The sequence below is a fragment of the Pseudomonas sp. GW821-FHT11D10 genome (assembly GCF_058808435.1).
Window position 1 is genome coordinate 63,542 of the sequence record NZ_JBXARR010000008.1, and the last position, 15,626, is coordinate 79,167.

Genomic DNA, 15,626 nt, shown 5'->3' on the forward strand with positions numbered 1-15,626 from the left:
TGGCAATGACAAAACCACGTTCGAAAAAGGCTCTTTTCATTGGCCTGCCACTGGCCCTGGCGATCAGTGCCGCAGCAGGCTTCGCAGCCTGGGATTACTGGCTCAACGACAACCCCGGCTATCCGGCCAAGGTGATGGACCAGGCCCGCGAGATGCACCAGCACATGCTCTCGTTCGACAGCCACATCACCGTCCTCCAGGACTTCGGCACCCACGGCAATGAAGCCGACAAGGACGGTTCCGGGCAATTCGACCTGATCAAGGCCAATCGCGGGCAACTGTCCGGTGCGGCGCTGACGATTTTCGGCTGGCCGGAGCTGTGGAACGGCGCCAATGCACCGCACAAGCCCACGGCGGGTTTCGTTGAAGAGGCGCGCAACCAGCAGGAAATCCGCTACAAGATCATCTCCGGCATGGTCCGCGACTTCCCCAATCAAGTCGGAATTGCCTACACGCCCGATGATTTCCGGCGTCTGCACGGCGAAGGCAAGTTCGCGATTTTCATCAGCATGCTCAACGCCTACCCATTGGGCCACGACCTGAACCTGCTGGACCTGTGGACGGCGCGCGGCATGCGCATGTTCGGTTTCAGCTACATCGGCAACAACGACTGGGCCGACTCGTCCCGGCCGCTGCCGTTCTTCAATGACTCGCCGGATGCGCTCGACGGCCTCTCCGACCTCGGCAAGCAAGCGGTCAAGCGCCTCAACGATCTGGGCGTGATCATCGACGTGTCGCAGATGTCGACCAAAGCCCTGGAGCAAGTCGCACAACTGAGCCGCACGCCGATGGTCGCCTCGCACTCGGCGCCACGGGCGATGGTCGACATCCCCCGCAACCTCAGCGACAAAGAACTGCAACTGATCAAGAACAGCGGCGGCGTGGTGCAGGTGGTGGGCTTCTCGCAGTACCTGCGCCCGCTGACCCAGACCACCCAGGACAAGCTCAACGAACTGCGCAAGAGCTTCGACCTGCCGCCACTGCCCAACCTCGCCGTGGCGCTGATGCCGGGCGACCCGATCATCGCCGCATGGCCCGAGGCCAAGTTCGGCCAGTACGCCAGCCGCCTCTACGCGATCCTCGACGAAGAACCCAAAGCCACGCTCAAGGATTACGGCGACGCCATCGATTACACCGTGCGCAAGATCGGCATCGACCACGTCGGCATCAGCTCCGACTTCAACGAAGGGGGCGGCGTCAAAGGCTGGGAGAACGTCGGCGACATCCCCAACGTCACCGCCGAACTGATTTCGCGCGGCTACTCCGAAGCCGACATCGCCAAGCTCTGGGGCGGCAACTTCCTGCGGGTCTGGGATCAGGTGCAGAAAGCCGCCCGACCTGCGCTGATTTCACAGCAGGACAAGATCAAGCCATGAGTGATCGTCGTACGTTTCTCAAGCAGGCGGGGATTCTCGCCGCCGGCCTGCCGCTGGCATCGGGCATCGCCCAAGGCGCCAGCACCGCCAGCACCGCGAACGTTGCGCCAGCAGCGCCGGCACAGGACAAGTGGGCGCAACTGCGTACGCTGTTCGAGCAGGATCCGGACTGCCTGCACTTCTCCAACTTCCTGATCACCTCGCACCCCAGACCGGTGCGTGACGCCATCGCCCTGCACCGCGCCGCCCTCGACAAAAACCCGGGGCTGGCAATGGACTGGGACCTGGGCATGATCGAGCAGCGCGAGGAGGAAGTCAGGGTCTGGGCCGGGCGCTATCTGCAAGCCGATGCCAGACAGATCGCCCTGACCGGCAGCACCACCGAAGGCCTGGCGATGATTTACGGCGGCGCCCATGTGCGTGCCGATCAGGAAATCCTCACCACTCAGCACGAACACTACGCCACCCACACCATCCTCGCGCTGCGCACACAGCGTGAAGGCACCAAGGTGCGCAAGATCCGTCTGTTCAAGGATCCGCACACGGCGACCAAGGCCGAAATCCTCGCGGCCATCGACAGCAACATCCGCCCCGAAACCCGTGTACTGGGCATGTGCTGGGTGCATTCGGGCAGCGGCGTGAAACTGCCGATCGCCGACATCGGCGCGTTGGTCGACAAGCACAACAAGGGCCGTTCGGACGATAACCGGATCATCTATCTGGTGGACGGCGTGCACGGCTTCGGCGTCGACGACCTGAGCTTCCCGGCGATGAACTGCGACTTCTTCATCGCCGGCACCCACAAATGGATGTTCGGCCCGCGTGGCACCGGCATCGTCTGCAGCCGTTTCGATCAGGTCAGGTACGTCACGCCGATCATTCCGACCTTCTCCGAAGCCACCGCGTTTTCCACCACCATGACCCCCGGTGGCTATCACGCCTTCGAGCATCGCTGGGCCTTGAACGAAGCGTTCAAATTGCACCTGCAACTGGGCAAGGCCGACGTCCAGGCGCGCATTCACGCCTTGAACAGCTATCTGAAAAAGCGCCTCCAGGAACACCCGCAGATCGAACTGGTCACGCCGCTCAGCCCCGAACTGTCAGCCGGTTTCACCTTCTTCCGGGTCAAGGGCAAGGACTGCGACAAGATCGCCGCCTACCTGATGCAGCACAAGGTGATCGCCGATGCCGTCGACCGCGACGTCGGCCCGGTCATTCGCAGCGCGCCGGGCCTGTTGAACAACGAACAAGAAATCGACCGTTTCATGACCGTGCTCGTCAGCCAGATCTGAGCACCGCGAACTCCTTTAAACCTGTTATCGAGAGAAATGATGAACAGTGAGCTACGTAGTTTTTCCATCAAATCGCTCCCCGCGCTGACCCTGGCCGCCCTGCTCGCCAGCCTGTTGCCGGGGCTGGCGCAGGCGGCTGAACCGCTGCAGCCGGGCAAGGTGTTCAAAGACTGCAAGGACTGCCCGGAAATGGTCGTGCTGCCCACCGGCACGTTCACCATGGGCACCCCGGAAGACGAAGTCGGCCGCGAACCGGACGAAGGCCCGATGCACCCGGTGACGTTCGCCAAACCGCTGGCCATCAGCCGTTTCCAGGTCCTTCGGGGCCAGTGGGACGCCTACCTCAAGGACACCGGTTATCAGATGCCCGACGGCGATGATCGCGAGGGCCGCGCGTGCAAGGCCGGGATTCCGGATTACGCGGGCAGCGACCCGCGCAAGCAGTACACCGACAAACATCCCGCCGTGTGCATGGACTTCGCCGAGGTCAACGCGTACGTGGCGTGGCTCTCGAAAAAGACCGGCAAGCAATACCGTCTGGTCAGTGAATCCCTGCGCGAATACGCGGCGCGTGCCGGCAGTACCGGGCCCTTCCCGTTCCCGTTCGATGAGGGCAAGGAATACAGCATCGCCAAACATGCCAACACCTATGGCGCCGCCGATGGCTACAACTTCACCGCGCCGGCCGGCAGCTTTCCGGCCAACGCCTTCGGGGTTTATGACATGCACGGCAACGTCTACGAATGGACGGCCGACTGCTACAACGAAAACTACGTCGGCGCCCCGAGTGACGGCAGTGCATGGCTGACCGGCGACTGCACCATCCAGCGCATCCGCGGCAATGACTGGGGCGAAGCGCCGGTGTTCTCGCGTTCCGGCAACCGCAACGCGGTCTACCCCAAAGTGCGTGGCGACTGGCTGGGCTTTCGTGTAGCCCGCGACCTCTGATCCACCCGGCGTCGGCTTTCGTGCCGACGCCCTCCCGGTTTTTCTCGAATCATCGCCCCAGCGGCCTTCAAAAGCGGAATCCCCCATGACCACTAAATCCCGTGGCGCCATCAGCGAAGTTCTCAGCCTGCTCAAGCCCTATTGGCTGGTGGTCATGATCTCGATCATGCTCGGCATGGTCGGCGGCCTCAGCGTCACGGCGTTGCTGGCGACCATCAATGACGCCCTGAACGCCAACGGCAGCCCGTCGCTGGGCGTGCTCGCCAGTTTTGCCGGGCTCTGTGCCCTGGCGCTGTTGAGCTCGATCCTGTCCGACATCGGCACCAACCATGTCGGCCAGCACATCATTGCCGGACTGCGAAAATCCCTTGGCGAAAAAGTCCTGCTGGCGCCGATCGAACAGATCGAACGCTTTCGCAGCCATCGCCTGATTCCGGTGCTGACCCATGACGTCGACACCGTCAGTGACTTTGCGTTTTCCTTCGCGCCGCTGGCCATCGCCTTCACCGTCACCCTCGGTTGCCTGGGTTACCTGGCCTACCTCTCGGTGCCGATGTTTGCGCTGCTGTTGGTGGCGATCGTCATCGGCACCGTCGTGCAGTACATCGCCCGGGCCAAAGGCATCAAGGGTTTCGAAGCCGCCCGTGAAGCCGAAGACGAACTGCAAAAGCACTACAGCGCCATCGCGGCCGGCGCCAAGGAACTGCGCATCCATCGCCCGCGCCGTCAGCGCATGTTCAGTCAGCGCATCGAAGGCACCGCCGATTACATCTGCAACACCCACATTCGTTCGATCAACACCTTCGTGGTCGCCAAAACGTTTGGCTCGATGCTGTTCTTCGTGGTGATCGGCCTGGCACTTGCCCTGCAATCCTTCTGGCTGGGCACCGACAAAGCGGTGCTCAGCGGTTTCGTGCTGGTGCTGCTGTACATGAAAGGCCCGCTGGAATACCTGGTGACCACCCTGCCGGTCGTCAGTCGCGCCAACATCGCCTTCAAGCGCATTGCCGATCTGGCGGAGCAGTTCTCCTCCCCGGAACCCCATCTGCTGTTGAGCGACACCGCCAGCGCCAAACCGGTAGTCGAGCATCTGGAACTGCGTGATGTCCACTACGCCTTTGCCGCTGTGGACGACAACAAACCGTTCACGCTCGGCCCGGTCAATCTGTCGATCCGTCAGGGCGAGATTGTGTTCATCGTCGGCGAGAACGGCGGCGGAAAAACCACCCTGATCAAATTGCTGTTGGGGCTGTATGCGCCAAAGGGCGGGGAAATCCTGCTCAACGGCGCACCCGTGGTGGCTGAGAACCGTGACGATTACCGTCAGTTGTTCACCACGATTTTTGCCGACTACTACCTGTTCGACGAACTGGTACAAGGCGATCAACAAGTGCCCGAGGACGCCAACCGCTACCTCGAACGCCTGGAGATTTCGCACAAGGTCAGCATTCGCGATGGCGCGTTCAGCACCACCGACCTGTCCACCGGCCAGCGCAAGCGTCTGGCCCTGCTCAATGCCTGGCTGGAGGAACGTCCGGTGCTGGTGTTCGACGAATGGGCGGCCGATCAGGACCCGGTGTTCCGGCGGATTTTCTACACCGAGCTGCTGCCGGAACTCAAATACCTGGGCAAGACCATCATTGTGATCTCCCACGACGACCGTTATTTCGACGTCGCCGACCAACTGGTACGCATGCAAGGCGGCCAGGTCATCAGCGAAAAAGCCCCGGCAGCCGTCTGCTGAAACGGCCCGCCCCTGTCGAGTGTTAAGAGAAAGCCATGAACGAACTTCTTGATGATGACCTGCTGGCGCTGCTGTTGGCCGATGCCGACGCCGTCGAGCCAGACCCGGTCGCCACCCGCCGCGTGCGCCTGGATCGGGCGCCGCTGTCGTACGCCCAGCAACGTCTGTGGCTGGTGCAGCAACAGGCACCGGCGAATGCTGCCTACAACTTGCCGCGCGCCCTGCGCCTGGACGGCGACCTCGATCCGCAAGCGCTGGAAACCGCGCTCAACGCGGTGATCGACCGCCACGACATCCTGCGTACTGCCTTTCACGAAATCGACGGTGTGCCGACCCAGGTGGTCGAGCGCCAGACACGCCTGAACCTCAAGCGCCAGGACCTGTCCTCACTGGATGAGGACTCCCGTCGCCTGCACCTGGAACAACGCCTGCAAACCCAGGCCCTGCAACCGTTCGACCTGAGCCGCGCACCGCTGATCCGCACCACCCTGGTCAAGACCGCCGAGCGTGAACACGTGTTGTTGCTGAACATGCACCACATCGTGTCTGACGCCTGGTCCAACGCGATCCTCATGCAGGATCTGGCGCGCGCCTATGCGCAGGCCAACGCCGGCCTCGCCCCGGAGCTGAGCGAGTTGCCGATCCAGTACAGCGACTACGCGCAGTGGCAACGCAGCGAGTACCTCGACGGTGTGGCCTGCAAGCGCGCCGACCATTACTGGCGTCAGTATCTGGGCCGTGAACTGCCAGTGCTCGAATTGCCGATCGATCATGCCCGCGCCGAAGGCCAGCAACACCTGGCCGGGCGTCATTCCCTGAGCCTTGAGCCCACAGCGCTGCAAGCCCTCAACCGTTTCTGCCAGAACGAAGGCCTGACCCCGTTCGTGCTGGCGATGGGCGCGTGGCAATTGCTGCTGGCCCGTTACAGTCAGCAACGCGAATTCACCGTCGGCGTGCCTAACGCCAGCCGCAACCGCAGTGACAGCCAGGAACTGGTGGGCTTTTTTGTCAGCAGTCAGGTGTACAAGGCGACGCTCGACGGCCAGCAACCGGTGCGGGACTTCCTGCACGCCTTGCGCGCGCATTCGCTGGCGACACTGGAACACGCCGATTACCCGCTGGAGTTGCTGTTCGATCAACTGCAACGCGGCAGTGCGACCTCGCTCAATCCGCTGTTCCAGGTGCTGTTCAACTGGCGCACAGGCGGCGGCGAACCGGCGTCCGTGGAATGGGGCGGGCTGAACCTGCAATTTCTCGATGCCGGCGAAAGCCAGGCCAAGTTCGACCTGTCGCTGGACGTCGACTTCAGCCCGCAGAGCCTGCAAGCCACCTTCGAATACAGCCGCGACCTCTACACCTCCGACACCATCGAGCGCATGGCCCGGCACTGGCAACAACTGCTGCTGCAACTGATCGCCCGCCCCGATTTGCGCCTGGACGAGTTGCAGTTGCTTGATGCCGAAGAGCATCGGCAGACCCTCGCCGAATGGAACCCGCAGCAGACCCGAATCACCCCGTCGCTGTGCCTGCACCAGTTGATCGAAGCGCAGGTCGCCCGCAAGGGCACCGCCATCGCCCTGACCTTCGGCGCACAACAGGTCAGTTACGCCGAGCTCAACCGTCAGGCCAACCGTCTGGCCCACCGTTTGATCGCCAACGGTGTCGGCCCGGACGTGCTGGTGGGCATCGCCGCCGAGCGCTCGCCGCAGATGCTGATCGGCCTGCTGGCGATTCTCAAGGCCGGCGGCGCCTATGTGCCACTGGATCCGGCCTACCCGGCTGATCGCCTGGCCTACATGATCGAAGACAGCCGCATCGACTGGGTACTGACCCAGTCCCATCTGCGTGAGCAATTGCCTTTGCCGGCCCATGTGCGCTGCGTGCTGCTCGACGACGCCACGAACCTGAGCGACGCCGCCGAGCACAACCCCGACGTGGCCGTGCAGCCGGACAATCTGGCGTACGTGATCTACACCTCCGGCTCGACCGGCAAACCCAAGGGTGCCCTGCTCGCACATCACAACGTGGTGCGCCTGTTCGAAGCCACCAGCGGTTGGTTCGGCTTCGATCAGAACGATGTCTGGAGCCTGTTCCACTCCTATGCCTTCGACTTCTCGGTCTGGGAGATCTTTGGTGCGCTGCTGTATGGCGGTCGCCTGGTGATCGTGCCGCACGCCGTCAGCCGTTCTCCGCAGGACGTCTACACGCTGCTCTGCGAGGAGAAAGTCAGCGTGCTGAACCAGACGCCGTCGGCGTTCAAGCAACTGATGAAAGTCGCCTGTGAACCTGACCAGTCGTTGACCCAGCACCTGCGCTACGTGATTTTCGGCGGTGAGGCGATCGAGGTGAAAAGCCTGCGCCCCTGGTTCGAACGCTTCGGCGATCAGGCCCCGCAACTGATCAACATGTACGGCATCACCGAAACCACCGTTCACGTCACCTACCGGCCGCTGTCACTGGCTGACCTGAGCACCGAGTCCGCCAGCCCCATCGGCGTGCCTATTGCCGACCTGTCCTGGTATCTGCTGGATGAAGGTCTCAACCCGGTCGCCAAAGGCTGTACCGGCGAGCTGTACATCGGTCGTGCCGGGCTGGCCCGGGGTTACCTGAACCGCACCGACCTGACCGCCACGCGCTTTATCCCCGACCCGTTCGACAGCGTTCCGGGTGGGCGTCTGTACCGTACCGGCGACCTGGCGAAATACTGCAACGACGGCAGCATCGAATACGTCGGACGAATTGACCATCAAGTAAAAATCCGCGGCTTCCGCATCGAACTGGGCGAGATCGAGGCGCGACTGCTCGATCAGCCGCAGGTGCAGGATTGCGCGGTGCTGACCCACGACGGCCCGAGCGGCCTGCAGTTGGTGGCCTACGTCATCGCACCGGATTCGACGGAACTGCGCGACACCCTGATCGCCGCTCTGCGGGCGCAATTGCCCGATTACATGGTGCCTGCACACCTGCTGTTCCTTGAGTGCTTCCCGTTGAACGCCAACGGCAAACTCGACCGCAAGGCCCTGCCGGAACCGGATGCCAGCCTCTGGCAACGCAGTTACGTGGCGCCGGGCAATCCCCTGGAAGAAGCGCTGGCCAGTCTTTGGCAGCAATCGTTGAACATCGAGCGCGTCGGGATCACCGACAACTTTTTCGAGTTGGGCGGCCATTCGATTCTCGCGATCCAGTTGATCGCTCAACTGAAGGCGCAGCTCGACATCGAAGTACGTCTGCAAGAGTTGCTGGCCCACCCGACCATCGCCGAACTGTCCGCTTTCGTCGCCCGCCAGCATTTCGCAACCGCGCAGTGCGTGGTCGAACTCAACAACGCACCGGCCGACGCACCGGCACTGTTCTGCCTGCACCCCAGCGGTGGCATCGTGTTCTGCTATCAGCCGCTGGCCAAACGCTTGAACAACCGGGCGAAAGTCTACGGCGTGATGCATCGCGGCTTCGCGCAGCAACACAACGACGCGCAAACCTGGTCAGAGATGATCGCCGACTACAGCCGTGAAATCGTCAACACCCAGCCGCAGGGGCCTTATCACCTGATGGGCTGGTCGCTGGGTGGCCCGCTGGCCATGGACGTGGCCGCGACGCTGGAGTCTCAGGGTCACGATGTGGCGTTTCTGGGGCTGGTCGACGGCACCGTGCCGGCGTCGGCCTTCCCTGCCGACCTGCCACGCTTCCAGCGAACGGACGACGAAGCGCTCGGCGTCACCTCGGAAGAAGTGCTCGACGCCGTGCACTACTTCAATCTGTTGTTCCCGACCCTGGCACCGCGCACCAATGCCTACCTGCAAACGTCGCCGCACGGCAGCGTCAAGGACTTCTATGACTGGGCGGCCGGTCAGGTCGAACCGGGCCAAGGCGACTTGCTGGCCATCGTGCAGAACATCAAGAGTGAAGTCATGAACGCCCAGGCGTTCTCGGTACACGAGCGTCTGGTGGAAGCCTTCGATGCCTTCACCTTCAAGCCACTGCGGGTCAAACCGAGTTGCTGGTGGGCAGTCCCGGAAAAAACCGCAGAAGAACTGGCGTTCAGCCAGGCATTGATTCAGCGTTACAGCCTGTCGGGTGAACTGAACTGCTCGCTGCTGTCACCGCTGGAACACCGCAGCATGATCTTCCAGGATGAATTGCTCGAACCCCTGATCGACACGTTCCTTAGCAGTAATCGAGTGCGCTGAGCGCTCTGCGCCCCCCCCAAAAAACCGTCAATCGTTTATTGACGGTTTTTTTCCGCATGGCTGTCACACAGCGACCAAGCACGCCTAGTAGTAATGTCATCGTGATATCATCACCTGAAGTATTGCTTTTTCACTGTTGGAAATGGATTCATGACGTTACAAGACTGGTCAAATATCGCCACTATCATTGCGGCTCTTGCTGTCATCGGTATTACTTGGCAAGTGTATATAAGCCATCGCCAGGTCAAAGCCGACCATGAGCGGTCCAGGCGAGAAAAATCCGTTGATGTTTTGATGGAATGGGCAAAAAATTTAAAAAAAGAAGGTTCGCTGGCCAGAAAAATAATTGAATGTCTGACTGAAGAACAATGCAGAGAAGTACTCGGCCAGCAGGAACTTCAAATCGGCAGAAAACACGAAGCATTGCTCGTCCAACTTTTCGGCGAAAAACTTAAAGGCCTCGACAAGCCAGAAGAAAACATCACACTTACAGAAGCACAATCCACCGAGCTCAGATGGCACACAATCTCATACTTGAATTCACTAGAGTTCACACTTGTTGCCTGGCAGTATGCTGTAGTTGACAAAGAAATCATTGAATCACAATTCTCCTACTTGTTTCGACCCGCAGATGGTCACGAATTACTTAAACACTTCAGAAAAGCCGCAGGGGGTGAACAGTCCTATCCAGCGATAGAAGTATTTAGTGCTCACATAACGGAAAAGAGAAAAAGAAAACTCATATCCAAAGCAAACATCGCATAAACAAAACACACACCCACAAGCAGAAATAAAATGCATATAGAATCAATGGACTTGATAATCAACCCAGGCTTCATCTGGTCACTATTAGTCTCAATCATTGGTGGAACAATCGGAATACACACCATACAAATATATTGTGCGAAGAAAAACAATAGAGACCTTTCCTCCAAGCTAAACTCAAAGACATATGTTTTATTGCTGCGAGCATTCAGCTTGTGGCCAATCAAGATTTTATCAATAACGTTGGCCATTTGTGCTCCCGTAAGCTTTTCTGTATTGCTAATCGATGTCGCGCTAGCCACTTTCGATTCTGGAACAAGCTTTTCGGAGCTACCCTCTCATCAACACCTTCCTGATTGGGTATTCAGCACATTTCTGGTTTTAAGTACATTACTTCAGTTATTGATTGGGGCAAAAGGTTTTACATTTCCGATCGGCAATGGTTTATCGCTGAGCTTTGATAAGGGGTCTGCGCTGGCCTTTCATATAGATGATAAAAACCCGAACATCATTGCCAAATCTTCAGAAATTGCCTCCGCCATCACTCGCTTACGAGCAGACGGGCACAACAACAAATTCGTAATTAAAAGCTGGGCATGCGTAGCAAGACTACCCATCAAGCTTTCTGGCATTCAAAACATCAGACGCCAATTCGTGGAAACGACGAATGCGACATTATGGCTCTCAAGAAAATACCCAAAAGTCGCAAAACTACTATTACCCAAAAAAAGTAACGGTATTTATGCAGCACTGGCTCGACTATTCAAAAAAACCACATCCAAATTAATAGCTGTTTCTTATATAGCAATAAACGCAAGAAACATACGCCACACATTGAAACACCTTCCCACCCCCAATCTATTACGTTCCACACGTCAATTCATGGATGATCTAAAAATGCAAACCGGTGAGCCCGTAACGTTGATTTCGCCATCACCAGTATCCATTGTAAATTTTTTTAATTTAAGCATCACATTCCCTCACATCCAAAACAAATTTTCGGGGTTTGATGGGGGATTCACGCTAGGGCCTCCATAGATCGAAAAATTCGAGCAATACGTTGTAACTAACAACAGCCTAGGCAATAAAATGTATGGTCAGCCCATCTCCTGCAACCTCATGGGCTGTTTTCGGTAAAGCTGGCTTGCGCTAATGTATCCGGGCTCATTGTGAGCGTTGCGCCACAACGCTCGGCCCTCGATGAGTAGCCGCTCCCGACTGTCCTGAAAAAAACCTCAGCTTCTGAAGCTGATTTTATTGCCAGGTTCTCAGTCGGGCCGTTTGCCGTTTACTGTCATCAGTCAGTGACGTCGCAAAGCCGGTGTTAAAGCTGTACGTTCAAGCGTTCGGATGTGGGTCGTACTGGCCGTCTTTGGCCAGTACCGCCCACACGATTCGCACCAGTTTGTTCGCCAGCGCGCAGGCGACGATATTGGAGTGCCGACGCGTCAGCAGCTCTCGAACCCAAGGCCCCAACGCATCATCCCTACCGTCGATATGCTGCATGATGGCTCGTGCGCCCTGCACCAACAGCCGGCGTATGTGCTTGTCGCCGCGTTTTGTGATCCCCAGCAGCACTGTCTTTCCACCGGTTGAATGCTGTTTCGGTACCAACCCCAACGAAGCCGAGAAATCACGTGCGCTGCGATAGTTCGAGACATCCCCTATATCTGCCAGCAAGGCGCTGGCAGTGATCGGGCCGATGCCAGGGATGCTCTGCAAACGGCTTCCGGCGTCGTCCTCTTTCAACTGTTGCTTGAGGTCGGACTCGATGTCCTTGATCTCTTGGTCCAGTTGTTGAATCTGCCGGTAGAGACACATCACCAAATCCTTGAGGCGCAACGGCACCGAGTGTTGTGGATTTTCGAGCAACGTCGGCACACGGTGCAGCGCAGCGGTTCCAATAGGCAGGCTGATCCCGAACTCCAGCAGAAACACATGAATCTGGTTGATCGCGACGGTGCGATGGCCAATCAGGGAATCTCGGACACGATGCAGCGCTGAAAGCGTTTGTTGCTCTGCGGTTTTGATCGAGCAGAAGCGCATCGCGGGGCGGCTTGCCGCCTCGCAAATCGCTTCGGCATCAATGAAGTCGTTTTTGTTGCCTTTGACGAACGGTTTGACGTACTGCGGGGCGATCAGCTTCACCTCGTGGCCCAAAGTGCCGATCTGTCGAGCCAGCCAGTGAGCGCCGCCGCATGACTCCATCACCACCGTGCAGGCCGGTAGCTGGGCCAAGGTGCTGAGCAATTGGCCGCGATTGGTTTTCTTGCGCAGTACCTGATGACCTTTGGCATCCTGGCCATGCAGGTGGAAACTGTGTTTGCCAATGTCGATACCGAGAAGCGTCATCGTGTTCATGAGAGATCCTCCGCCGAAAACGAGAAAAGCCCTGCAAGCGTAAACCTGCAGGGCTTCTCGGTCAGGCTGACCATCTCATTAAACCCGGCCTGCAATAGCAGACCGGGTTCAGGTATTACTGGTGGATCAGAACTGCGGTTTGTACGTCACGCTGAACATCACGTTACGCGGGTCGCCGTAGTAGCTGTTGCTGTTGATCTGGGCGAAGGCCGGAATGATGTAGCGCTTGTCGAACATGTTGTTCAGGTTGACGGCCAGATTGACCTCGTCGGTGGCCTGGTAGGCAACACGCGAACCCCAGATGGCAAAGCCCGGCAGATCGAAGCTGCGGTCGAAGCTGACCGTGCTGCTCTGGGCATTCACGCCGGCACCGACGCTGACCTTGTTGAAGTCGCCCGGCAGGGTGTAGTCGCCCCACAGGCGAAACATGTGCATCGGCGTACCGGTGGCGAAGCGCTTGCCCTTGAGGTCGGAGTCTTCAAGGAACTTGGTGGTGTTGTAGGTATAGCCGCTGGAAATCTGCATGCCATCGAACAATTCACCGGCGATTTCCGCCTCCAGCCCCTGGCTGCGAACCTTGCCCGACGCCGTCGAGCAGTACCAGCCGTTGCAGGCCTCAGGCCCTTCGATGTCGGTGGTCAGGTCAGACACCGCGCGGTTTTTCTGGATGTAGCGGAACAACGCCAGGGAGGTGTTGAAGCGGCCATCCATCAACTCGCCCTTGATCCCCAACTCGTAGTTGGTGCCTTCGATCGGCTTGAGCGCAGTCTTCTCTTTGGTCAACTGGGTTTGCGGAATGAACACTTCGGCAACACTGCCGTAGGCCGACCACTGTTCGTTCAGCGCATACACCATACCGACGTAAGGTGTCACACGGCCGGTGCTCTTGATCGAGTTCTTCTCGCCGCCTTCCTGCAGTTCGCGGGCGAAGTAGTTGTCCTGGTCAAAAGAGAAGTCATACCAGCTGGTACGCGCACCGAGGATCAGGGTCAGCGGATCGGTCAGGTTGATCTTGTAACTGCCGTAAAGGCCCTTCTGGCGAACATCGTAAGTGCTCACGGCCAGGTTGGCGGCGTCGGCGATCATGTCGAACGACTTCTGCGGACGATTGTGATCGATGTCGAAGATGTCTACGCCCGGGGTGAACTGGCGAGCGTATTTGTCATCGCTGGTGAACTTGGAATAGTTGGCGCCCACGGTCAGGCCTTGCTTGAAGCCGAAGCCTTCAAACTGGCCGTCGAGGTAGATATCGAACGCGCGGTTCTTGTTCGCGAAGTCAGTCGAGTAGTCGGAGAAACGCGGGCCGGTGCTGCCGCCCACTGGAACCACGCCGGCAACGAACTGATAAGTCGCCTCGTTGGACTCGTTCATGGCGATGGCCGAGGCCTTGATTTTCCAGCTGTCGTTGAAGTGGTGTTCAAGGTCGGCGTACACCGCAGTCTGGTCGTTCATCGAACGGTTCCAGGTTGCACCGGTGTAGGTCGAGCGCGGCAGATTGATGTTGCTCGCGTCGGCGTAACGCGGCAGGCCCAGCAGGTATGGACGGCCGTGGCTCTTCTTGTTGCTGAAACCGATGCCGAGCACGGTGTCTTCATCCAGATCGAAGTCCAGGGCGCCGTACACGGTCTGTTCCCAGTTCCAGGCGTAGTCGGTGAACGAGTGGTCTTTTTCATAGTTGACCACCGCACGACCACGGATGGTACCGGCATCGTTCAACGGGCCACCCACGTCAGCCTGGGAGCCATAACGATCCCAGCTGCCTGCCTTGGCGGTGAGGGTCACGGTCGGTTCGGCCTGGCCGCGCTTGCGCACCATGTTGATCGCGCCGCCCGGGCTGTTCGCGCCTTGCAGCAGGCCGGCCGCGCCACGGATCACTTCCATGCGGTCGTAGATCGCCATGTTTTCAGTGATGTAGCTCCCCAGCGCATACACGTTGCGCGGGATCGGCACGCCGTCGTACTGGATCGCTTCGATGTCGAAACCACGGGAGTAAATGAAAATGCCCGGGCCCGGTGACTTCAGCGCTGTCAGGCCGGTGGTGGCCTCCACAGCCTGGGTCAGGTTGCTGATGTTCTGGTCATCCATGCGCTTGCGGGTCAGGACGCTGACCGACTGCGGGATGTCCTTGAGTTTCTGCTGGCCCTTGCCGATGGTCACGGCACCGGTGGTGTAGGAATTGGTGCCTTCGGTGGTGGTGCCCAGCGCGCTGGCGTTGATCGTGGTGGCACCCAGCTCCAGACCCTTGGCGCTGCCACTGCGCACCAGCATCAGGGTGTTGCCTTCCACGGTGAAGCGCACGTCGGTGCCGCGCAGGAGCTGGCCGATGGCCGACTCCGGTGTCATCTTGCCTTTGACCGCAAAGCTCTTGAGGCCCGCCAGATCATCGGCGCTGTAGATGACCTGCATGTTGCTCTGCTCGCCAAACGCCTGCAGCGCCTGTGGCAGGGACTGTGCCGCGATATTGAAGGCTTTGTCCTCGGCCAGAACCTGAGCGCTGAGCGGCAGCAGGCACGCCATGCCCATCCCCGCCAACACAGAGCGCGAGCGCAACGTTCGGGAAATCACCAGGGCCTTGAACAGGGGTTTCAATTCGTGAATTGCGGACATTGTGCTCTCTATTATTGGTCGAAGTGGAAAAGCCTGCGGGCCGCCGAGCGCCCCTCGAAATGCACACCCACGCTCCGGGATCGTTCAATCATGTGAATCGATCGACTGGCCCCTCCCCGGGCAGCAGTCGCCCGCGCAGAGGCGCGGGCCGGTCATGGGTTGCGTAAGAAATCCGTTTGTTGCCGCGTGAAAACCTGACTGAAAAGGCCCTTTTTCGAGTCGTTTCACGCGCTTACGTTAGTAAGACGGTGCAGACCGGAAAAACCGGAATGCGTTTGTTTATCATTTGTGAAAAAAATTAAAAAAAACCGCCGCACTGAGGCGACGGTTTTTCCTGGCCGAACGA

Annotated in this window: 9 protein-coding genes; 7 read left to right on the forward strand and 2 right to left on the reverse strand. The window is 59.0% G+C overall.

Going from position 1 to position 15,626, the window contains the following annotated elements:
- Window positions 1-5: 5 nt before the first annotated feature.
- The 7 genes from pvdM to AC1RT4_RS22025 all read left to right on the forward strand — a co-directional run bounded on the left by pvdM (window position 6) and on the right by AC1RT4_RS22025 (window position 11,350).
- Window positions 6-1,376: a pyoverdine-tailoring dipeptidase-like protein PvdM gene (gene pvdM, locus AC1RT4_RS21995; RefSeq protein ID WP_493087834.1), complete on the forward strand. Its 1,371-nt coding sequence runs from the start codon at window positions 6-8 to the stop codon at window positions 1,374-1,376.
- Window positions 1,373-2,668 (forward strand): pyoverdine-tailoring periplasmic protein PvdN, encoded by a 1,296-nt coding sequence (gene pvdN / locus AC1RT4_RS22000; RefSeq protein ID WP_493087836.1) that lies wholly within the window; start codon window positions 1,373-1,375, stop codon window positions 2,666-2,668. Before pvdM ends, pvdN begins: the two co-directional genes overlap by 4 nt.
- 39 nt (window positions 2,669-2,707) lie before the next feature.
- Entirely contained in the window at window positions 2,708-3,616 is a 909-nt protein-coding gene (gene pvdO, locus AC1RT4_RS22005; protein WP_493087838.1) for a dihydropyoverdine dehydrogenase, read from the forward strand.
- An 85-nt stretch (window positions 3,617-3,701) separates the two neighbouring features.
- The gene (locus AC1RT4_RS22010; protein ID WP_493087840.1) at window positions 3,702-5,360 is read left to right on the forward strand and encodes a cyclic peptide export ABC transporter; all 1,659 of its coding nucleotides are present in this window, start codon (window positions 3,702-3,704) and stop codon (window positions 5,358-5,360) included.
- A gap of 35 nt (window positions 5,361-5,395) precedes the next feature.
- Window positions 5,396-9,547: an amino acid adenylation domain-containing protein gene (locus AC1RT4_RS22015; protein WP_493087842.1), complete on the forward strand. Its 4,152-nt coding sequence runs from the start codon at window positions 5,396-5,398 to the stop codon at window positions 9,545-9,547.
- Window positions 9,548-9,697: 150 nt separating this feature from the next.
- Entirely contained in the window at window positions 9,698-10,312 is a 615-nt protein-coding gene (locus tag AC1RT4_RS22020; protein ID WP_493087844.1) for a hypothetical protein, read from the forward strand.
- A gap of 30 nt (window positions 10,313-10,342) precedes the next feature.
- The gene (locus tag AC1RT4_RS22025; protein ID WP_493087846.1) at window positions 10,343-11,350 is read left to right on the forward strand and encodes a hypothetical protein; all 1,008 of its coding nucleotides are present in this window, start codon (window positions 10,343-10,345) and stop codon (window positions 11,348-11,350) included.
- 300 nt (window positions 11,351-11,650) lie between these two features.
- Here AC1RT4_RS22025 and AC1RT4_RS22030 read toward each other — a convergent pair whose 3' ends face one another.
- Window positions 11,651-12,673, reverse strand: a complete 1,023-nt coding sequence (locus tag AC1RT4_RS22030; RefSeq protein ID WP_493087848.1) for an IS110 family RNA-guided transposase — start codon at window positions 12,671-12,673, stop codon at window positions 11,651-11,653.
- Window positions 12,674-12,799: 126 nt separating this feature from the next.
- Window positions 12,800-15,280, reverse strand: a complete 2,481-nt coding sequence (locus AC1RT4_RS22035) for a TonB-dependent siderophore receptor (protein WP_493087850.1) — start codon at window positions 15,278-15,280, stop codon at window positions 12,800-12,802.
- Window positions 15,281-15,626: the final 346 nt, after the last annotated feature.